The organism is Pseudomonas sp. p21 (genome assembly GCF_001642705.1).
Lineage (GTDB): Bacteria > Pseudomonadota > Gammaproteobacteria > Pseudomonadales > Pseudomonadaceae > Aquipseudomonas.
On the sequence record NZ_LWBV01000004.1, the window covers coordinates 186,957 to 208,072 of the forward strand.

Genomic DNA, 21,116 nt, shown 5'->3' on the forward strand with positions numbered 1-21,116 from the left:
TCACCCGCGAAGAGGCCAGCTCAGGCAATAGCAATTCCTCAACCCAACACAGCCCCCTGCCACTGATTCTGGTCAACCTGGATCAGGGTCGGCCCCTTGCGCTCCACCGCGTGCCCCAACGCCGCCTGCAACTGCGCCACATCCGCCACCTGCTCCGCCGCCGCGCCCAGGGCCCGCGCCACACCAATGAAGTCCGGGGTGTGGATATCCACCCCGACCGGCTCGATCGCCCGGTTGACCATGTATTTCTTGATCTCCTCATACCCCTGGTTGTTCCACAGCAGCACGATCAGCGGCACTTGCGCCTCCACCGCGCTGGCCAGCTCCGGCAAGGTGAACTGCAAACCGCCATCACCAATCAGGCACACCGCAGGCGCACGCTCGCCGACCTGTTCCGCGCTGCCCAGCCAGGCGCCCATGGCCGCCGGCAACGCATAACCCAGGGTGCCGTAGCCGGTCGAGGCATTGAACCAACGCCGTGGCTGGTCCATGTCCAGGGTCAGGTTGCCGGTGTACACCGGCTGGGTCGAATCGCCCACCAGAATGGCATTGGGCAGGCGCTCGAGAATCGCCGTCAGCAAGCGCGTCTGGCTCAGGGTCGGCTGGTCCCAACCCGTCGCCAGTGCCTGGCGCAGATTGGCCACGCGCGCCACCCCCCAGGTGCTTTCGCGCATCGGCTGCGGCAGGGCCTGCAAGGCACCGAGCAGCGCTTCGGCGGCCAGTGCGGCATCGGCCACCAGCGAAAGCTCCGGCAGATAATTGCGCACGGTCTGGTCCGGGTCGATATCGATGCGCAACAGGCTGCCCGGGATCTCGAAACCACCCTTGAAGGTCACGTCATAGTCGGTTTCGGCCAATTCGGTACCGATTGCCAGTACCACGTCGGCCTCGGCCACCAGCGCCCGTGTGGCCGGCAACGACTGCGTCGAGCCGATCTGCAGCGGGTGGCTGGACGGCAGCAAGCCCTTGGCATTGATGGTCAGCGCCACCGGGGCCTGAAGGAGTTCGGCCAGGCGCGCCAGCGCAGCGCCGGCAGCCAACGCGCCGCCCCCGGCCAGGATCAATGGCCGCCGTGCATTGGCCAGGCGCTCGGCCATCTGCGCCACGCCCTGTGGCGCTGCCCCCGCCCGGCTGCCATGCACCGGGCGCCCCGGCAGCAGGTGATCGGCCGGTTCGACCAGCACGTCGAGCGGGATCTCGATATGCACCGGCCGCGGGCGGGCGCCTTCGAACACGGCGAACGCCCGGGCCAGCACCTGTGGCAGGTCATCGGCACTCATCAAGGTGTGGGAAAACGCAGCAACACCCGACACCAGTGCCGCCTGGTTGGGCAGCTCATGCAGCTTGCCGCGGCCACCGCCCAGCTGGTCGCGGGACTGCACGCTGGAAATCACCAGCATCGGGATCGAGTCGGCATAGGCCTGGCCCATGGCGGTGGTGATGTTGGTCATGCCCGGGCCGGTGATGATGAAGCACACCCCGGGCTTGCCGCGGGTCCGCGCATAGCCGTCGGCCATGAACCCGGCACCCTGCTCGTGGCGCGGGGTGACATGACGGATGGACGAGCCGGCCAGTCCGCGGTAGAGCTCCACGGTATGTACACCAGGAATGCCGAAGACATGGTCCACGCCATAGCCTTCAAGGAGTTTTACCAGTACTTCGCCGCAGGTTGCCATCGGGTTTCACCATGAATCTTGGTTGGGTTATGCCCTTATTGGACCCAGCCACGGCTATCGCCACAATGCAAAAAAACACATACTAGCCATGTTCTGTAATCATGGCTTAGCGCAATGAAACGCCTCCCCCCCCTACCCGCCCTGCATACCTTTCTGGTCACCGCCCAGCACTGCAACTTCACCCGTGCAGGGCAACAGCTGCATATCACCCAGGGCGCCGTCAGCCGGCAGATCGCGGCCCTCGAGGAGCACCTGGGTTATGCCTTGTTCCAGCGCCAGGCCCGCGGGCTGAGCCTGACCCGTGAAGGCCAGGACTGGCTGCCACGAGTGCAGCAGGTGTTCGCGCTGATCGAACAAGGGGTGCGTGAGGTAGGTGGGCGCAGCACTACCTTGCAGCTCAAGGCTCCGACCTGCGTGATGCGCTGGCTGCTGCCGCGCCTGATGGAATGGCAGGCGTTACGCCCGGATGTGCCGGTGGAGCTGACCACCACGGTGCAGCATGGGGTGGATTTCCGCCGCGAGGGTTTCGATGCGGCGGTGGTCTACGGCGAGGCGCCGAACCACGGGCTGCGCGTGCGCAAGCTGTTCGATGAGCAGCTGACGCCGGTGTGCGCGCCGTCATTGCGCCAGGGGCCGGTACCGTTGCAGCAGGTCGAGGACCTGGCGCGACACATGCTGCTGCACCCGTCGCGGGATGAGCATGACTGGCGGTTGTGGCTGCAGGCAGCGGGGGTGACGCTGGGCACTCAAGGGCCGAAGCAGCATTTCGAGACGCTGGACATGGCGATGGCCATGGCCTCGCAGGGGACCGGCGTGGCCATCGGCGACTGGTCGCTGATCGGCGATGACTTGCGCGGGGGGCGGTTGTGCATGCCGTTTGCGCTGAAGGTGATGACCGGCAAGGGGTATTACCTGGTGAGCCAGGCCAGGAGCTTGCCGGCGGGGTTGGGGGAGTTGCTGGATTGGCTGGAACACCAGGCCAGCAAGTGAGGGCCTCTTCGCGGGCACGCCCGCTCCCACAGGTACTGCACAGATTCCAAGACCTGTGCTTTACCTGTGGGAGCGGGCGTGCCCGCGAAGCAGGCGACTCAGTACCCGACCGTGAACCGCTGCCGCGAATGTTGCGGCTTTTCCAGCTCGTCGAGCATGGCAATCGCGTAATCGGCAAAGGTGATCCAGCTCTTGCCATCCGCACCGATCAGCAGATGATCCTTGCCCAGCGTGTAGTGCCCGCTGCGCTCACCTTCAACGAACTCCGCCGACGGCGACAGGAAGGTCCAGTCCAGGTTCGGCTCCCGTTGCAACACCTCCAGAAAACGCACACCGGCAGTGGCCTCGGCCTTGTATGCCTCGGGGAAGTCCGGGCTGTCGATCACTCGATGCCCCGATGGCAGCAACAGGCTGCCGGCACCACCCACCACCAGCAGGCGCCTGACCCCGGCCCGCTTGACCGGCTCAATGATGGCGTGCGGTTCGATGGTCGAGAAATGCGCTGCACTCAGCACCGCATCCACACCCGCGACCGCCGCTTGCAGGGCCGCGCTGTCCTTGGCATCCAGCGCCTTGACGGTCACCCCGTCCCGCCCCTGCAGCCGCGACGGGTCGCGGGCGATGGCCAGCACACTGTGGCCACGGCGCAGGGCCTCTTCCAGCAACTGGCTGCCAGCGCGGCCAGTGGCACCGATGATTGCGATCTTGCTCATGGGATACTCTCCATCAGTTGAACGGAATTACCACTTCATCTCGCCCTTGGCGACCTTGGCCCCCAGCTCCAGCGAGCTTTCATCAGCCAGGCCCGGGTAACGTCGCTTCATCGCCGCGATCAACGCACCGGCGTCTTTCGCCTTGGCGGTCTCGGCGTCGAAATCACGAATATAGTTCGCCGTGAAATGCACGGCCTCAAGCGATCGGCTGCTGTCCCCCAGGTAGTGCCCGGGGATGACCGTGCGCGGCGCCAGCGCTTCGATGTGCGCCAGGGTGCCGAGCCAGTCGGCGTGGGATTTGGCCGTTTGAGTGTCGGCCATCCACACATGAATGTTCTCCGACACCACCACGCCACCGACCACCGCCTTGATCGACGGAATCCACACAAAACTGCGGTCAGGTTGCGGGCCGTCCAGGCCGATCACCTCGAGGGCCTGCCCTTCCAGCGTCAGGCGGTTGCCTTCGAGCACCTGTGGCAGCACCAGCCGCGCTGGCTTGTCCGCGCCCATCTGCGGGCCCCAGTAAGCCAGCTTGGCATCCATGGTCTGGCGGATATGGGCAACCGTGGCGGCCGAAGCCAGCACCTTGGCGTCGGGGAAGGCCTGGGTCAGGGTATCCAGGCCGAAGTAGTAGTCCGGGTCGCCATGGCTGATGTAGATGCTGGTCAGCTGCTTGCCACCTGCCCGCAGGCGCTGCACCAGCTGCTCGGCCTGGGCCTTGCCGAACTGGGCATCGACGAGGATGGCTTCGTGCTCGCCACTGACGATCACCGAAGAGACCGGGAAAATCGCCTCGTGCCCGGGGTTGTACACCTCCAGCCGCAAGGGTTCGGCAGCCAGCGCCGGGCCGGCCAGGGTCACGCAAGCCAGCAGCAAGCCACGCAAGGGAGTGAAAAGAGACATCGCAAACACCCGTCAGATGAACAATGCCCACCAGCTTAGTTGCCCAATCCATGACAAAAAATGCGATGCTCGAACATAGTTTGTTTCTGAAATCGGGCAAATCATGGACCGTCTCAACGCCATGCGCGTTTTCGTCACCGTCGTCGACCTGGGCAGCCAGTCGGCGGCGGCGGATCATCTGCAGCTGTCCCGACCGGTGGTGTCGCGCTACCTGGCAGAGCTGGAAGACTGGGTTGGCGCACGGCTGATGCAGCGCACCACGCGCAAGCTCAGCCTCACCGCCGCCGGCCAGGAAACCCTGCCCCGCTGCCGGCAACTGCTGGAACTGGCCGGCGACCTGCAGGCCGCGGTGCAGCAGCCGGATGACGCGCCCAAGGGCGCACTGCGCATCAGTGTCAGCACCTCGTTCGGCCAGGCACAGCTGGTGGATGCAGTGGCTGCCTACGTGCGGCGCTACCCCGGGGTGAAGGTGGAACTGCAGATGCTCGATCGCACGGTCAATCTGGTGGACGAGCGCATCGACCTGGCCATCCGCACCAGCAATGACCTTGACCCCAACCTGATCGCCCGGCGTCTGAGCGTGTGCCGCTCGGCGGTATGTGCGGCACCGGCCTACCTGCGCGAGCACGGCACGCCGCAACGGGTCGAGGAGCTGAGCCGGCACAATTGCCTGACCCATGCCTACTTCGGCCACAGCCTGTGGCATTTCGAGGTGGCCGGCCAGCAGGTCGCTGTGCCGGTGGCGGGGAACATCAGTGCCAATGAGGCGATGACACTGCAGAAGGCGGCGCTGGCCGGCGCTGGTATCGCCATGCTGCCGACCTACCAGGCTGCGCAGGCCCTGCGCCGGGGCGAGCTGGTGCGCCTGCTGCCCGAGGCCAGGCCGCGCGAGCTGAACCTGAATGCGGTGTACACCTCACGCAAGCACATGCCGGCGACCTTGCGCAGCATGCTGGATTTTCTCGTGCAGCGGTTCCAGGACGAACCCGAGTGGGATCGGGACCTGTGACGCTCCTACAGGGAGCGCGCTGTCACTCCTCGACGCTCATGTATTCCTTGGCCCAGCGGATGTAGTCCTCGGGCTGGGTGTAGGTGTGCGAGAGCTCGGTGGCGCTGAGGTTTTCCGACTTGTTCTGCTGGCCGCGCTGCAGCCGCAGGCAGTCGTAGGTGGCCTTGATCGCGGCAAAGTAGGCCGCGTGACCATCGACCACGATGCGCACGCCCAGGCGCGCCAGGCGCTCGTCGTCGCGCAGGTTCGGGTTGCCGTAGGTCACCAGCATCAGCGGCACCGTCAGGTGCTCGGCAATCTGCTCAAGCTGCTCGAAGTCCTTCACCCCCACCATGCAGATACCGTCGGCTCCGGCCTTCTGGTAACTCTGGGTACGCACGATGATTTCTTCGGTAGTGAGCACGCCAGCGTTGGTCCGGGCAATGATCGAAAGCGACGAATCGACCCGTGCCTCCAGCGCCGCACGGATCTTGCCAACGCCCTCTTCAACCGGGATCAGGTCGGTGGACTTGCGCCCGAACTGGGCCGGCAGCAGGGTGTCCTCGATGGTCAGCGCAGCCACGCCGGCGCGCTCCAGTTCGATGACCGTGCGCATGACGTTCAGCGCGTTGCCATAGCCGTGGTCGGCATCCGCCAGCACCGGCAGTTGCGCCACGCGACCAATACGGGTGGCCTGCTCGACGAACTCGCTGAGGGTAATCAGGGCGAAATCCGGTGCGGCCAGTACCTGCAACGAAGCGACGGAACCACCGAGGATGCCGACCTCGAAGCCCAGGTCTGCGGCAATGCGTGCCGACATCGGGTCGAACACCGATGCGGTGTGATAACAGGAACCTGAAGCGAGCAGCTCGCGGAAGGCAAAACGCAGATCTTGATGGGAAGCCTTGGGCATGATCACTCCGCAAAATAAGTTGAAATTCGAACGGTAACTACCGACCCCTGTAATCGGGTCTACCTGGGCTGTTCCAACCGTCGCCATCTGGGCGGTCATGCTCGACATGCAGGCAGAGGAATAAAAGGTGTGGGAGACAGCGGCGCGAAAACCCTGCGGCATAATGCTGCACCAAGCTGGTGCAGGCCCCGGTTTTCAGCCTCTGTGGCATACCAACGATATCACGCAGCCATGCCGCACTGGATGAATGCGCCAATGCCGATCTTGCATAGGGGATGCAGATAGTACATAGGAAGCTACCTAACTCAGGTTACAATCCAAGGGCCCTTTCGCGGGTAAACCCGCTCCCACAGGTACGGCGTTGCCCTCAGGAACAGCGACATACCTGTGGGAGCGGGTTCACCCGCGAAGAGGCCGCCAAAGACAAACAAGGTATCCCCGTGACCGCCGCCCTGCCCCCCACCACCCTGCGCAACGTGCTCACCGCCCTGATGCTGGCCATCTTCCTCGGCGCCCTGGACCAGACCATCGTCGCCGTCTCGCTGCCGGCGATTTCGGCGCAGTTCAACGATGTCGGCCTGCTGGCCTGGGTCATCTCTGGCTACATGGTGGCGATGACCGTGGCCGTGCCGATCTACGGCAAGTTGGGTGATCTGTATGGGCGGCGCCGGATGATCCTCACCGGCATCAGCCTGTTCACCCTGGCCTCGATCGCCTGCGCCCTGGCCCAGGACATGCAGCAACTGGTGCTGGCCCGGGTACTGCAGGGCATTGGCGCCGGCGGCATGGTCTCGGTGAGCCAGGCGATCATCGGCGACTTCGTGCCCCCGCGAGAGCGCGGCCGCTACCAGGGCTACTTCAGCAGCATGCACGCGGTGGCCAGCGTCGCCGGGCCGGTGCTGGGCGGCTGGCTGACCGAATACCTGTCCTGGCGCGGGGTGTTCTGGATCAACCTGCCGCTGGGGCTGGTTGCACTGTGGGCGATCCGCCGCGCCCTCGGCGGCATGCCGGCGCAGCGCCGCGAGGCGCAGGTGGACTACCTCGGCGCCGTGCTGCTGATCCTCGGCCTGGGTAGCCTGTTGCTGGGCATTACCCTGGTTGGCCAGGGCCACGCCTGGGCCGCCCCACCCGTGCTGGCCCTGTTCGCCTGCGCCGCGCTGGGCCTGGTGCTGTTCATCGCCCATGAACGCCGCTGCCCGGAGCCACTGCTGCCGCTCGGCCTGTTCGGCAACCGCGTGGCGGTGCTGTGCTGGGGCGTGATCTTCTTCGCCAGCTTCCAGTCGATCTCTCTGACCATGCTCATGCCGTTGCGCTACCAGAGCATCACCGGCGCCGGTGCCGACAGCGCGGCCCTGCACCTTCTGCCGCTAGTGATGGGGCTGCCCATGGGTGCCTTCACCGGCGGGCGCATGACCAGCCTGACCGGGCGCTACAAGCCGCAGATCCTGGCCGGCGCGCTGCTGATGCCGCTGGCCATTTTCGCCATGGCACTGACCCCGCCACAGTCGGCCTTGCCCAGTGCGCTGTTCATGTTGCTGACCGGCATCGCCTGCGGGCTGCAGTTCCCGACCTCGCTGGTAGGTACGCAAAGCGCGGTGGACAGCAAGGACATCGGCGTGGCCACCAGCACCACCAACCTGTTCCGCTCGCTGGGCGGGGCCATGGGGGTGGCGTGCATGTCCAGCCTGCTGCTGGCGCTGCTGCACCAGGGCGGGTTCGAGTCGCTGGGTAATCCGTTGCTGGGGAGCCTGAAGGCCGGCGAAGTGGACCTGGTGACACAGGGGCGGTTGCTGGAGACGTTCCGGCAGTTGTTGATGGGGAGTGCCGGGGTAGCCGTGCTGGGACTGATTGCAGCGTTTGCATTGCCCGACCGGCAACTGCGCGGACGCTGAAGGCGGCCGTACTTTTGTGGGGCTGCTGCCTTGCTGCAAACCTGCGTCTTGTGCGATCCCTGTGGGAGCGGGTTCACCCGCGAAGAAGGCAGCGCGGTGGATGGCACCGGCTTCGCCGGTGTTCGCGGGTAAACCCGCTCCCACAGAGACCTCGGCGCGCCGGCAGAACCTGCACAGCTGAGCAATCCGAAAGCATTAATCGCCCCTTAACACAAAGGGGTAACACTCCCTCACAATCCTTCACAAAGAGTCATTTGCGCAGAGCCGGGCTCAAGCGCAGCATATCCAGCCCGGTGTCGACCCATTTTTCGACATCCTTCAACAAATCGACACTGTCAGGCAGCAACAGCCAGCGCCCGATCAGGCCATCGACATAGGCGAACATGGCCACCGCTGCGCGCTCGACATCCAGCTCGCCTGGCAACTGGCCCCGGCGCACGGCATTGGCCAGCGCCAGGGTGATGCCCTTGTGGCAATCCAGCACCGCACCCTGGCGCTGCTGGCGAATTTCACACATGTCATCGGTGAACTCGCACTTGTGATGCAGGATTTCATTGATACGCCGGGTTCGGGCATCGAGCACCAACTCGTTGAACACTTGCAGCAACAACTTGCGCATGCAGCCAAGCGGGTCCACTTCGTCCTCGCTTTCGCTCGCCCGCGCCAGGTGGTCATGGGTTTCATGCAGGCTGTCGAGCAGCGCCTGCACCAACTCGGCCTTGTTGTTGAAGTGCCAGTAGATAGCCCCCCGCGTCACACCCGCCAGTTCGGCGATGTCGGCCAGGGTGGTTCGCGCAACCCCGCGCTTGTAGAAGGCCTTTTCCGCCGCCTCGATGATCTGGGCGCGGGTTTCCTGGGCTTCTTCTTTGGTTCGACGGACCATGGCAGTACAAACCTCATCTGCCCCGAACGCGCAGCGCGTGCGGGGAACACTCCGGGGGCACCTCTGCAGGGTGCCTCGCGGATGAGCTAATCAAGGACTGTGGCAGTACCCGAGTACAACCCAGCGGTATTTACAAACAACCATGAATGTAAGTATATTCCTTAGCAAGCTATTTATCCACCGGATAGCAATTTTTCCAGATCAAGACTCTTCCACTACTCTTGAGCGTCTCCCAGCTCCAGCGACCCGAGGATCCTCATGCAATTCAAGCCAGCCGTTACCGCTCTGGTTTCCGCCGTCGCCCTGGCCACCCTGCTCAGTGGCTGTAAGAAAGAAGAAGCAGCGCCAGCGGCGCAGGCTCCTCAGGTCGGCGTCGTGACCATCCAGCCCCAAGCCTTCACCCTGACCTCGGAATTGCCGGGGCGTACCAGTGCCTACCGCGTCGCCGAAGTGCGCCCGCAGGTCAACGGCATCATCCTCAAGCGCCTGTTCAAGGAAGGCAGTGAGGTCAAGGAAGGCCAGCAGCTGTACCAGATCGACCCTGCCGTGTACGAAGCCAACCTGGCCAATGCCCAGGCCAACCTGCAGGCCACCCGCTCGCTGGCCGAGCGCTACAAGCAGCTGATCGACGAACAGGCTGTCTCCAAGCAGGAATACGACGACGCCAATGCCAAACGATTGCAGGCCGAGGCTTCGCTCAAGAGCGCGCAGATCGACCTGCGCTACACCAAGGTCCTGGCACCGATCAGCGGCCGTATCGGCCGTTCTTCGTTCACCGAAGGTGCACTGGTGAGCAATGGCCAGGCCAACGCCATGGCCACCATCCAGCAACTCGACCCGATCTACGTCGACGTCACCCAGTCCACCGCCGAGCTGCTCAAGCTGCGCCGTGACCTGGAAAGCGGCCAGCTGCAAAAGGCCGGCGACAACGCCGCCTCGGTACAGCTGGTGCTGGAAGACGGCAGCCTGTTCAAGCAGGAAGGCCGCCTGGAGTTCTCCGAAGTCGCGGTCGACGAGACCACTGGCTCGGTCACCCTGCGCGCCCTGTTCCCCAACCCCGATCACACCCTGCTGCCAGGCATGTTCGTGCATGCGCGGCTCAAGGCCGGGGTCAACGCCAACGCCATCCTGGCCCCGCAACAGGGCGTGACCCGCGACCTGAAAGGCGCGCCGACCGCGCTGGTGGTCAACCAGGAGAACAAGGTCGAACTGCGCCAGCTCAAGGCCAACCGTACCCTGGGCAGCGACTGGCTGATCGAGGAAGGCCTGAACCCGGGTGACCGCCTGATCACCGAAGGGCTGCAGTACGTGCGCCCGGGCGTCGAGGTCAAGGTCAGCGAAGCCACCAACGTCAAGAAGCCGGCCAGCCCTGTTCAGGCCAACGCGGCGAAAGCAGACGCCAAAGCGGAGTAAACCATGTCGAAGTTCTTTATCGATCGCCCGATCTTCGCCTGGGTGATCGCCTTGGTGATCATGCTGGTCGGCGCCTTGTCGATCCTGAAGCTGCCGATCAACCAGTACCCCAGCATCGCGCCGCCGGCCATCGCCATCGCCGTGACCTACCCGGGCGCCTCGGCGCAAACCGTGCAGGACACTGTGGTACAGGTGATCGAGCAGCAGCTCAACGGTATCGACAACCTGCGTTATGTGTCGTCGGAAAGTAACTCCGACGGCAGCATGACCATTACCGCCACCTTCGAGCAGGGCACCAACCCCGACACCGCGCAGGTGCAGGTCCAGAACAAGCTGAACCTGGCCACCCCGCTGCTGCCGCAGGAAGTGCAGCAACAAGGTATCCGCGTCACCAAGGCAGTGAAGAACTTCCTGCTGGTGATCGGCCTGGTGTCCGAAGACGGCAGCATGACCAAGGACGACCTGGCCAACTACATCGTCTCCAACATGCAGGACCCGATCTCGCGTACTGCGGGTGTGGGTGACTTCCAGGTGTTCGGTGCGCAGTACGCCATGCGTATCTGGCTTGATCCGGCCAAGCTGAACAAGTTCCAGCTGACCCCGGTCGACGTCAAGACCGCCGTGGCCGCGCAGAACGTGCAGGTGTCCTCCGGCCAGCTCGGCGGCCTGCCGGCCATGCCGGGTACCCAGCTGAACGCCACCATCATCGGCAAGACCCGCCTGCAGACTGCCGAGCAGTTCGAGAAGATCCTGCTCAAGGTCAACAGCGACGGTTCGCAGGTGCGTCTGGGTGATGTCGCCCAGGTTGGCCTGGGTGGTGAAAACTACGCCGTCAGCGCACAGTTCAACGGCAAGCCGGCCTCCGGTCTGGCAGTAAAGCTGGCCACCGGCGCCAACGCCCTGGACACCGCCAAGGCCCTGCGCCAGACCATCGCCGACCTGGAACCGTTCTTCCCGCCCGGGGTGAAAGCGGTATTCCCGTATGACACCACTCCGGTGGTCACCGAATCGATCAGCGGCGTGATCCACACCCTGATCGAAGCCGTGGTCCTGGTGTTCCTGGTGATGTACCTGTTCCTGCAGAACTTCCGCGCCACCATCATCACCACCATGACCGTACCGGTGGTGTTGCTGGGTACCTTCGGCATCCTTGCCGCTGCCGGCTTCAGCATCAACACCCTGACCATGTTCGCCATGGTCCTGGCCATCGGCTTGCTGGTGGACGACGCCATCGTCGTGGTGGAGAACGTCGAGCGGGTGATGTCCGAGGAAGGCTTGCCGCCCAAGGAAGCGACCAAGCGCTCGATGGAGCAGATCCAGGGTGCCCTGGTGGGTATCGCCCTGGTGCTGTCGGCGGTACTGCTGCCCATGGCGTTCTTCGGCGGCTCCACGGGTGTGATCTACCGGCAGTTCTCCATCACCATCGTCTCGGCCATGGGCCTGTCGGTGCTGGTGGCGCTGATCTTCACCCCGGCCCTGTGCGCCACCATGCTCAAGCCGCTGAAGAAGGGCGAGCACCATGTGGCCAAGCGCGGCTTCTTTGGCTGGTTCAACCGCAACTTCGACCGCAGCGTTACCGGCTACGAGCGCAGCGTGGGCACCATCCTGCGCAACAAGGTACCGTTCCTGCTGGCCTACGCACTGATCGTGGTCGGCATGATCTGGCTGTTCGCCCGCATCCCTACGGCGTTCCTGCCGGAAGAAGACCAGGGCGTACTGTTCGCCCAGGTACAGACCCCGGCCGGCTCCAGTGCCGAGCGCACCCAGGTGGTGGTCGACCAGATGCGTGAGTACCTGCTCAGCGAAGAGGCCGACACCGTGGCTTCGGTGTTCACCGTCAACGGCTTCAACTTTGCCGGCCGTGGCCAGAGCTCGGGTATGGCATTCATCATGCTCAAGCCGTGGGATGAGCGCTCCAAGGAAAACAGCGTGTTCGCCCTTGCCCAGCGCGCCCAGCAGCACTTTTTCACCTTCCGCGACGCGATGGTGTTCGCCTTTGCCCCGCCTGCGGTGCTGGAACTGGGTAACGCCACCGGCTTCGACGTGTTCCTGCAGGACCGCGGTGGTGTCGGCCATACCAAGCTGATGGAGGCACGCAACCAGTTCCTGGCCAAGGCCGCGCAGAGCAAGATCCTCAGCGCCGTGCGCCCGAACGGTCTGAACGATGAGCCGCAGTACCAGCTGACCATCGATGACGAACGTGCCAGCGCCCTGGGCGTGACCATCGCCGACATCAACAACACCCTGTCGATTGCCCTGGGTGCCAGCTACGTCAACGACTTCATCGACCGTGGCCGGGTCAAGAAGGTGTACATCCAGGGCGAGCCGAACGCGCGGATGAGCCCGGAAGACCTGCAGAAGTGGTACGTGCGCAACGGCGCCGGCGAAATGGTGCCGTTCTCCTCCTTCGCCAAGGGCGAATGGACCTACGGTTCGCCGAAGCTGTCGCGTTACAACGGCGTCGAGGCAATGGAAATCCTCGGTGCACCGGCCCCGGGCTACAGTACCGGTGAAGCCATGGCCGAAGTCGAGCGCATTGCTGGCGAACTGCCAAGCGGCATCGGCTTCTCCTGGACCGGCATGTCCTACGAGGAAAAACTCTCCGGCTCGCAGATGCCGGCGCTGTTCGCCCTCTCGGTACTGTTCGTGTTCCTGTGCCTGGCAGCCCTGTACGAAAGCTGGTCGATCCCGATCGCCGTGGTGCTGGTAGTACCGCTGGGTATCATCGGTGCCCTGATCGCCACCAGCCTGCGCGGGTTGTCCAACGACGTGTACTTCCTGGTCGGCCTGTTGACCACCATCGGCCTGGCGGCGAAAAACGCCATTCTGATCGTCGAGTTCGCCAAGGAACTGCACGAGCAGGGCCGCAGCCTGTACGACGCGGCGATCGAGGCGTGCCGCATGCGTCTGCGCCCGATCATCATGACCTCGCTGGCGTTCATCCTCGGCGTGGTACCGTTGACCATCGCCAGTGGCGCCGGCGCCGGCAGCCAGCACGCCATCGGCACCGGTGTGATCGGCGGCATGATCAGTGCGACCGTGCTGGCTATCTTCTGGGTACCACTGTTCTTCGTCGCAGTGTCGTCGCTGTTCGGCAGCAAAGAGCCGGAAAAAGACGCCACCCCTGAAACTCCACGTTATGAGGCTGGGCAATGACCAAGTCTTTGTTGTCCCTGGCGGTAACCGCTTTCATTCTTGGCGGCTGCTCGCTGATCCCCGACTACCAGACCCCGGAATCGCCGGTGGCTGAGCAGTGGCCGCAAGGCCCTGCGTACTCGCCGACGCAATCGGCGGAGGTTGCCGCCGCCGAACAGGGCTGGCGCCAGTTCTTCCATGACCCGGCACTGCAGCAGCTGATTCAGACCGCGCTGGTCAACAACCGCGACCTGCGCGTCGCCGCGTTGAACATCGACGCCTACCGTGCGCAGTACCGTATCCAGCGTGCCGACCTGTTCCCGGCGGTTTCGGCCACCGGCAGTGGCAGCCGCCAACGCGTACCGGCAAACATGTCGCAGACTGGCGAAGCAGGTATCACCAGCCAGTACTCGGCTACCCTGGGCGTCAGCGCCTATGAGCTGGACCTGTTCGGCCGTGTACGCAGCCTGACCGAGCAGGCCCTGGAAACCTACCTGTCCAGCGAACAGGCGCGTCGCTCCACGCAGATCAGCCTGGTAGCCAGCGTGGCCAATGCCTACTACACCTGGCAGGCCGACCAGGCGCTGTTCAAGCTGACCGAAGAAACGCTGAAGACCTACGAGGAAAGCTACAACCTCACCCGTCGCAGCAACGAAGTCGGCGTAGCCTCGGCACTCGACGTCAGCCAGGCGCGTACCGCCGTGGAAGGCGCTCGGGTCAAGTACTCGCAGTACCAGCGCCTGGTCGCCCAGGACGTCAACAGCCTGACCGTGCTGCTGGGCACCGGCATTCCCGCCGACCTGGCCAAGCCACTGGAACTCAATGCCGACCAACTGGCCGAAGTACCGGCTGGCCTACCGTCGGACATCCTCCAGCGTCGTCCGGATATCCAGGAAGCCGAGCACCTGCTCAAGGCCGCCAATGCCAACATTGGCGCGGCCCGCGCAGCGTTCTTCCCGAGCATCAGCCTGACCGCCAATGCCGGCAGCCTGAGCCCCGACATGGGCCACCTGTTCTCGGGCGGCCAGGGCACCTGGCTGTTCCAGCCGCAGATCAACCTGCCGATCTTCAACGCCGGCAGCCTGAAGGCCAGCCTGGACTACTCGAAGATCCAGAAGGACATCAACGTCGCCAAGTACGAAAAGACCATCCAGACCGCCTTCCAGGAAGTCTCCGATGGCCTGGCGGCGCGCAAGACCTTCGAAGAGCAGCTGCAGGCGCAACGCGACCTGGTGCAGGCGAACCAGGATTACTACCGCCTGGCCGAACGCCGCTATCGCATCGGTATCGACAGCAACCTGACCTTCCTCGACGCCCAACGCAACCTGTTCAGCGCCCAGCAGGCGCTGATCGGCGACCGCCTGTCGCAGCTGACCAGCGAGGTCAACCTGTACAAGGCGCTTGGCGGTGGCTGGTACGAGCAGACCGGGCAGGGCAACAACCAGCAGGCAGCGGTGGAAGCACCGAAGAGCTGATCAGCCCTGTTACAGCAAAGAGCCCACCTTTAACGGTGGGCTTTTTGTTTGTCGGTTGCCTGTACTGGCCTCTTCGCGGGTAAACCCGCTCCCACAGGGTTTTGCACGAATTCTGAAGGCAGTGCAGTACCTGTGGGAGCGGGTTTACCCGCGAAGAGGCCAGTACAGGAAAACAATTAACCAACCGGAACATTCCGTTCGATTATCGCCCGTTTCCGTTTGCGGCGAATTGCCTCACCCCTGCCCTACCCCGCACCATCCTCCCCACGCAACGTTGCCCCGGTTCATCCAAAAAGACCCGCACCTGCAGGCCGCATCCTGCAGCGCACCGGCTCGCCCATAAAAACAAGAGATCCACGACAGATGAGCACTTTGCAACCCGCACGCCAGCTGCTGCCCGGCCTGTTGGCCATGTCCTGCGCACTCCCCGTGTTCGCCGCCGACAACGGTGGCTTTCTGGAGGACGCCAAGGCCACCCTCAACCTGCGCAACTTCTACATCAACCGCAACTTCGTCGACCCGGCCCACCCGCAGGCCAAGGCCGAGGAATGGACGCAGAGCTTCATCCTCGACGCCCGCTCCGGCTTCACCCAGGGCACCGTCGGTTTCGGCGTGGACGTACTGGGCCTGTACTCGGTCAAGCTCGACGGCGGCAAAGGCACTACCAACACCCACCTGTTGCCGGTGCACGACGATGGCCGCCCCGCCGATGACTTCGGCCGCCTGGGCGTGGCACTGAAAGCCAAGCTGTCCGAAACCGAGCTGAAATTGGGTGAATGGATGCCGGTACTGCCGATCCTGCGCTCGGACGATGGCCGCTCGCTGCCGCAGACCTTCCGCGGCGGCCAGCTGACCTCGAAGGAAATCGCCGGTCTGACCCTGTACGCCGGCCAGTTCCGCGGCAACAGCCCACGCAACGACGCCAGCATGGAAGACATGTCGCTGAACGGTAAGGCAGCGTTCACCTCCGACCGTTTCAACTTTGGCGGCGGCGAGTACACCTTCAACGACAAGCGCACCATGATCGGCCTGTGGGATGCCCAGCTCAAGGACATCTACCGCCAGCAGTACCTCAACCTGGTGCACAGCCAACCCTTGGGCGACTGGACCCTGGGCGCCAACCTGGGCTACTTCATTGGCAAGGAAGACGGCGCCGAACGCGCTGGCGAACTGGACAACCGCACCGCCTCGGCCATGCTCTCGGCGCGGTACCAGGGCCACACCTTCTACGTCGGCCTGCAGAAGGTCAGCGGCGACAACGCCTGGATGCGGGTCAACGGCACCAGCGGCGGCACCCTGGCCAACGACAGCTACAACTCCAGCTTCGACAATGCCAAGGAACGCTCCTGGCAGGTGCGCCATGACTTCAGCTTCGCCACTGTCGGCGTACCCGGCCTGACCCTGATGAACCGCTACATCAAGGGTGACAACGTCACCGCAGGCGGCGTGGACGATGGCAAGGAATGGGCACGGGAAACCGAGCTGGCCTATGTGGTGCAGTCGGGCAGCTTCAAGGACCTGTCAGTGAAGTGGCGCAACTCCACCATGCGCCGGGACTTCAGCACCAACTCGTTCGACGAGAACCGGTTGATCGTGAGTTACCCGCTGAATCTGCTTTGAATTCTTCGCGGGTAAACCCGCTCCCACAGGTTCACCACAGTTTCAGAATCTGTGGTGAACCTGTGGGAGCGGGTTTATCCGCGAAGAGGCCAGATGCCACCGCAAATAACCTCAAGCTATAAACAAATCAATAAACCTTCTTTGACGACATATGCAGCAACCGCTTGAATAGGCCCCTGATCCCCGCCCCAGAGCCGTGAAATGGACCTCCGTCAGCTGCGTTACTTCATCGCCCTCACCGAATACCGCAGCTTCGTCCGCGCCGCCGAGGCCATGGGTATCACCCAACCCGCCTTCAGCCGCGCCATCCAGAGCCTGGAGCACAGCTTCGGCTGCCCATTGGTCGACCGCGCCAGCAAAGCCCTACCGCCCACCCCCGAAGGCCTGGTGGTGCTGCAACATGCCCGGCGCCTGGTACAAGGTGCCGCACAACTGAGCAACGAAGTGCTGCAGATGACCAAACTCGACGCCGGCGAGCTGCATTTCGGTAGCGGCCCGGCGCTGGCCGTGCGCCTGGTGCCCGATGCCCTGCGCCACTTCCTCGAACGCCACCCAGGCATCCGCACCTCGCTGCTGGTGGACAACGCCGAACGCCTCGGCCAGGCCCTGCGCCGCGAACAGATCGAGTTTTTCGTCGACGATATACGCCCGTTCGAAGCCGACCCCAACTTCCACACCGAGCCCCTTTCACCGCGCCCCGGCCTGTTCTTCTGCCGCCCGGGGCACCCGTTGCTGGCCAAGGACAGCCTGTCGACCAACGACCTGTTCAGCTACCCGCTGGCCAGCGCCCTGCTCGCCCCTGGTGTGCGCAAGCGCCTGGCCAACCTGAGCGGGCGCAGCGACTTCACACCGCACCTGCAGACCGAGCACCTGGCCGTACTGCGCAGCGTGGTGCAGGCCAGCGACGCCATCGGCAGCGCCAGCGAAGAAGCCGTTGCCGAAGACCTGGCCAGCGGCCGCCTGGTGCGCCTGCACTGGCGCAACCTGCCGCCGGCGCTGGAAGTGCTTAGCGTGCGCTGTGGCGTCGTCAGCCGCAGCGGTTACCGACTGTCGCCGGCGGCGCGGGCGATGATCGAGACGCTAGTGGGGCTGGATACGCCAGTGCGGGCTGCTGCCATTCGCTGAGCTGATGATGGTGGCAGGGGCGGTCTATCCTGAGCTATACCGGTCGCCTGTAGCGGCCCTTTCGCGGGTGAACCCGCTCCCACAGGGTCACCACAGTTCCTGAGGGCTGCGCTGTACCTGTGGGAGCGGGTTCACCCGCGAAGAGGCCAGAACAGGCAATACACCTCGATCAGGCAACCAGGGAGGCACAACAATGAAAAACCTCGTCGACCACCTGAGCCAATACGCCAGCTACCACCGCGACCCACGCAACATCGCCACCCACTTCGTGGGCATCCCCATGATCGTGCTGGCGGTCACCATCCTGTTGTCGCGCCCGGGTTGGGACGTGACCGGTATGTGGCTGTCCCCTGCCCTGCTGGCAGCATCAGCCTCGGTCTGGTTCTACCTGCGTCTGGACCTGCGCTTCGGGCTGGTGATGGGGGTGTTGCTGGGGCTATGCCTGTGGGTCGGCCAGGTGCTGGCGATGCAGACGACAGCGCTGTGGCTCGGCGCCGGGCTGGGGGCGTTCGTGGTGGGCTGGATCATCCAGTTCGTCGGCCATTACTACGAAGGCCGCAAGCCGGCGTTTGTCGATGATGTCAGCGGGCTGATCATCGGGCCGTTGTTCGTGGTGGCAGAAGCGGCATTCATGCTCGGCCTGTGCCCGGCCCTGAAACGCGCCGTCGAGGCCAACGCCGGGCCCGTGGCCATGCGGCAGAAGAATGCGGCCCTGTAAACATTCATGGCCCTATCGCCGGCAAGCCAGCTCCACAGGGACTGCACTGCCCTCAGGCCTGATGCAATCACTGTGGGAGCTGGCTTGCCGGCGATAGGCCGGTACAGGCATTACTGCTGTCGCGACTCCACGCCCAGCTCATCCCACACCGACTCCGCCATGTGGAAGGTGGCATTGGCCGCCGGAATGCCGCAATAGATCGCGCTCTGCATCAGCACCTCCTTGATCTCGTCGCGGGTCACGCCGTTGTTGGCCGCCGCGCGCAGGTGCAGCTTCAGCTCGTCGTTGCGGTTCATGCCGATCAGCATGGCGATGGTAATCAGGCTACGGGTATGCCGCGGCAGGCCCGGGCGGGTCCAGATGTCACCCCAGGCGTGACGGGTGATCATCTCCTGGAACTCGCCGTTGAAGTCGTTGAGCTTCTCCAGGCTGCGGTCCACGTGGGCATCGCCAAGCACTGCACGGCGTACTTGCATGCCGGCGTCGTAACGTTGTTTCTCGTCCATGGCGGTGTCCTCAGTGAGCCAGCAGGAAGTCGAGCACGCGGCGGCTGAACGCCTCGCCGATCTCGACGTTGGACAGGTGCGCCGCCGGGAAGTCGACGTACTCGGCACCCACGATACCGGCCTGCATGAAGCGGCCGTGCTCCGGGGTGGTCACCACGTCTTCGGTACCGGCAACGATCAGCGCCGGCACCTGGATGCGGCCCAACTGCTCGCGGTAGTCGGCATCGCGCACCGCGGCGCAGTTGCCGGCGTAGCCTTGCGGGCTGGTTTGCGCCAGCATCTGGCAGATACGCTGGGCTTGCGCTGGCTGGGCCTGGGCGAAGCCCGGGGTGAACCAGCGGGCGATGGAGGCATCGCGCAGGTCGACCATGGCCTGCTGGCCGCCCTTGAGCACGGTGTCGATACGGGTGTTCCACACCTCGTCGTTGGCGATCTTGGCCGCGGTGTTGCACAAGGTCAGGCTGTGCAGGCGCTGGCCAGCATTGATGCCCAGCCACTGACCGATCAGGCCGCCCATCGACAGGCCGACGAAATGCGCCTTGGCGATGTCCAGGCCATCGAGCAGGGCCAGCACGTCACGCCCCAGCTGCTCGATGCGGTAAGGGCCTTCAGTGACCAGCGACCCACCGTGGCCACGGGTGTCGTAGCGCAGCACGCGAAAGTGCTGGCTCCACAGTGGAATCTGCGTGTCCCACATGCCCAGGTCAGTGCCCAGCGAGTTGGACAGGACCAGCACCGGGGCGTTTTCCGGGCCATCGATCTGGTAGTTCAAAACGCCATCGGCCAGTTGCAAGTGCGCCACAGCGGTCTCCTTCAGGCAGTGAAACGTTGATGTTCGGACACGGCGCGCGCCACCCAGACGCGGGCCTGCCCCAGGTAATGGGCAGGGTCGAGCAAGCGATCGAGTTCTTCGGCGGACAGTTCGGCGCTGACCTGCGGCTCGTCACCCAGCACGGTGCGCAGGTGGCGCTGTTCGGCTACGGCGCGCTGGCAGCACTGCTCCAGCAGGTGGTGGGCGCGGTCACGGCCCAGGCGTTGGGCGAGGACGATGCTCACCGCTTCGGCCAGCACCAGGCCCTGGGTCAGGTCGAGGTTACGGCGCATGCGCGCGGCATCCACTTCCATGCCCTCGGCAATCACCTGGGCCTGGCGCAGCGCGCCAGAGACCAGGCAGCAGATGTCCGGCAGGGTTTCCCATTCGGCATGCCACAGGCCAAGGCTGCGCTCGTGCTCCTGGGGCATGGCGGCGAACAGCGTCGAGACCAGGCCCGGCACTCGGGTCGCGGCACCGATCAGCACTGCGGCGCCCACCGGGTTGCGCTTGTGCGGCATGGTCGAGGAACCGCCCTTGCCCGGCGCGGAAGGCTCGAACAGCTCCCCCGCCTCCGTCTGCATCAGCAGGCTGACATCACGGCCGAACTTGCCCAGGCTACCCGCGACCAGGCCCAGCACCGAGGCAAACTCCACCAGGCGGTCGCGCTGGGTGTGCCAGGGCTGCTCGGGCAGGCTCAGCTTGAGCTGCTCGGCCAGGCCTTCGGCCACCGGCATCGCCTTGCTACCCAGGGCGGCCAGGCTGCCGGAGGCGCCGCCGAACTGCAGTACCAGCAAACGTGGGCGCAGCTCCTGCAAGCGCTGGCGGTGACGGGTCAAGGCGCCCAGTACACCGGCCAGTTTCATGCCCAGGGTTACCGGGGTGGCGTGCTGCAGCCAGGTGCGCCCCACCAGCGGCGTGTCGGCGTGCTGCAAGGCCTGGCGCGACAGGGTATCGGCCAGCTTGCCAAGGTCGGCTTCGATCAGGTCGAGGGCTGCGCGCAGCTGCAGGACCAGGCCGGTGTCCATCGCGTCCTGGCTGGTGGCGCCCAGGTGCACGTAGCGTTCGGCCTCGGGCACGCCACTGGCGATCACCTTGCCCAACGCCTTCACCAGCGGGATTGCCGAGTTGCCAGCAGTGGCGATGGCATTGGCCAGGGCGCCAATGTCATAGCGCTCGGCGTGACAGGCCGCCTCGATGGCCGCTACCGCGCTGTGCGGGACCAGCCCGGCGGCCGCCTCGGCCCGAGCCAGCGCCGCTTCGAAATCGAGCATACCCTGCAGGCGGCCACGGTCGGAGAAGATCTCGCGCATGGCCGGCGCGGTGAAGTAGGCGTCGAACAGTTGGTTGGTCAT

At 64.6% G+C, this 21,116-nt stretch carries 17 protein-coding genes; 9 read left to right on the forward strand and 8 right to left on the reverse strand.

Annotated features, from left to right (window positions below; translation table 11 throughout):
* Positions 1-38: 38 nt before the first annotated feature.
* Entirely contained in the window at positions 39-1,676 is a 1,638-nt protein-coding gene (locus tag A4C63_RS14310; protein WP_063913222.1) for a 5-guanidino-2-oxopentanoate decarboxylase, read from the reverse strand.
* Between the two features lie 114 nt (positions 1,677-1,790).
* On the opposite strand from A4C63_RS14310, the gene A4C63_RS14315 reads away from it, so the two are divergent.
* Positions 1,791-2,666: a LysR substrate-binding domain-containing protein gene (locus tag A4C63_RS14315; RefSeq protein WP_063913223.1), complete on the forward strand. Its 876-nt coding sequence runs from the start codon at positions 1,791-1,793 to the stop codon at positions 2,664-2,666.
* 98 nt (positions 2,667-2,764) lie between these two features.
* Here the strand turns inward: A4C63_RS14315 and A4C63_RS14320 are convergent, their stop codons facing one another.
* Positions 2,765-3,379 carry an NAD(P)-dependent oxidoreductase gene (locus A4C63_RS14320; RefSeq protein WP_063913224.1) on the reverse strand — a complete coding sequence of 205 codons (615 nt, stop codon included), beginning with the start codon at positions 3,377-3,379 and terminating at the stop codon, positions 2,765-2,767.
* A 27-nt stretch (positions 3,380-3,406) separates the two neighbouring features.
* Positions 3,407-4,282: an MBL fold metallo-hydrolase gene (locus A4C63_RS14325; protein WP_063913225.1), complete on the reverse strand. Its 876-nt coding sequence runs from the start codon at positions 4,280-4,282 to the stop codon at positions 3,407-3,409.
* A 103-nt stretch (positions 4,283-4,385) separates the two neighbouring features.
* Here A4C63_RS14325 and A4C63_RS14330 point away from each other — a divergent pair, with 103 nt between their 5' ends.
* Complete coding sequence (locus tag A4C63_RS14330) at positions 4,386-5,291, forward strand: LysR family transcriptional regulator (RefSeq protein WP_063913226.1); 906 nt, start codon at positions 4,386-4,388, stop codon at positions 5,289-5,291.
* 22 nt (positions 5,292-5,313) lie between these two features.
* On the opposite strand, the gene A4C63_RS14335 is transcribed toward A4C63_RS14330, so the two are convergent.
* Positions 5,314-6,183, reverse strand: a complete 870-nt coding sequence (locus A4C63_RS14335; protein ID WP_003259571.1) for an oxaloacetate decarboxylase — start codon at positions 6,181-6,183, stop codon at positions 5,314-5,316.
* A 440-nt stretch (positions 6,184-6,623) separates the two neighbouring features.
* Here A4C63_RS14335 and A4C63_RS14340 point away from each other — a divergent pair, with 440 nt between their 5' ends.
* Positions 6,624-8,075, forward strand: coding sequence for an MDR family MFS transporter (locus A4C63_RS14340; protein WP_063913227.1), 1,452 nt, complete (start codon positions 6,624-6,626; stop codon positions 8,073-8,075).
* Positions 8,076-8,325: 250 nt separating this feature from the next.
* Here A4C63_RS14340 and ttgR read toward each other — a convergent pair whose 3' ends face one another.
* Positions 8,326-8,958, reverse strand: a complete 633-nt coding sequence (ttgR, locus tag A4C63_RS14345) for an efflux transport transcriptional regulator TtgR (RefSeq protein ID WP_025340482.1) — start codon at positions 8,956-8,958, stop codon at positions 8,326-8,328.
* A gap of 258 nt (positions 8,959-9,216) precedes the next feature.
* Between ttgR and ttgA the strand changes: the two genes are divergently transcribed.
* The 6 genes from ttgA to A4C63_RS14375 all read left to right on the forward strand — a co-directional run bounded on the left by ttgA (position 9,217) and on the right by A4C63_RS14375 (position 18,444).
* Positions 9,217-10,371, forward strand: coding sequence for a toluene efflux RND transporter periplasmic adaptor subunit TtgA (gene ttgA / locus A4C63_RS14350; protein WP_063913228.1), 1,155 nt, complete (start codon positions 9,217-9,219; stop codon positions 10,369-10,371).
* A 3-nt stretch (positions 10,372-10,374) separates the two neighbouring features.
* Positions 10,375-13,527, forward strand: a complete 3,153-nt coding sequence (gene ttgB / locus A4C63_RS14355) for a multidrug efflux RND transporter permease subunit TtgB (protein WP_063913229.1) — start codon at positions 10,375-10,377, stop codon at positions 13,525-13,527.
* Positions 13,524-14,981: an AdeC/AdeK/OprM family multidrug efflux complex outer membrane factor gene (locus tag A4C63_RS14360; RefSeq protein WP_063913230.1), complete on the forward strand. Its 1,458-nt coding sequence runs from the start codon at positions 13,524-13,526 to the stop codon at positions 14,979-14,981. The genes ttgB and A4C63_RS14360 overlap by 4 nt, the downstream gene beginning before the upstream one ends.
* 363 nt (positions 14,982-15,344) lie before the next feature.
* A complete protein-coding gene (locus A4C63_RS14365; RefSeq protein ID WP_063913231.1) occupies positions 15,345-16,601 on the forward strand; it encodes an OprD family porin in 1,257 nt (418 codons plus the stop codon).
* A 201-nt stretch (positions 16,602-16,802) separates the two neighbouring features.
* The gene (locus A4C63_RS14370) at positions 16,803-17,726 is read left to right on the forward strand and encodes a LysR family transcriptional regulator (protein ID WP_063913232.1); all 924 of its coding nucleotides are present in this window, start codon (positions 16,803-16,805) and stop codon (positions 17,724-17,726) included.
* A 193-nt stretch (positions 17,727-17,919) separates the two neighbouring features.
* Complete coding sequence (locus tag A4C63_RS14375) at positions 17,920-18,444, forward strand: DUF962 domain-containing protein (RefSeq protein ID WP_063913233.1); 525 nt, start codon at positions 17,920-17,922, stop codon at positions 18,442-18,444.
* 110 nt (positions 18,445-18,554) lie between these two features.
* On the opposite strand, the gene pcaC is transcribed toward A4C63_RS14375, so the two are convergent.
* Genes pcaC through A4C63_RS14390 form a run of 3 tightly spaced genes read right to left on the reverse strand, consistent with a single transcriptional unit; the run spans position 18,555 to position 21,116 of the window.
* Positions 18,555-18,950 carry a 4-carboxymuconolactone decarboxylase gene (pcaC, locus tag A4C63_RS14380; RefSeq protein ID WP_003259581.1) on the reverse strand — a complete coding sequence of 132 codons (396 nt, stop codon included), beginning with the start codon at positions 18,948-18,950 and terminating at the stop codon, positions 18,555-18,557.
* Positions 18,951-18,960: 10 nt separating this feature from the next.
* On the reverse strand, positions 18,961-19,752 hold the full coding sequence (gene pcaD / locus A4C63_RS14385) for a 3-oxoadipate enol-lactonase (RefSeq protein WP_063913234.1): 792 nt from the start codon (positions 19,750-19,752) through the stop codon (positions 18,961-18,963).
* A gap of 11 nt (positions 19,753-19,763) precedes the next feature.
* Positions 19,764-21,116 carry a 3-carboxy-cis,cis-muconate cycloisomerase gene (locus A4C63_RS14390; RefSeq protein WP_063913235.1) on the reverse strand — a complete coding sequence of 451 codons (1,353 nt, stop codon included), beginning with the start codon at positions 21,114-21,116 and terminating at the stop codon, positions 19,764-19,766.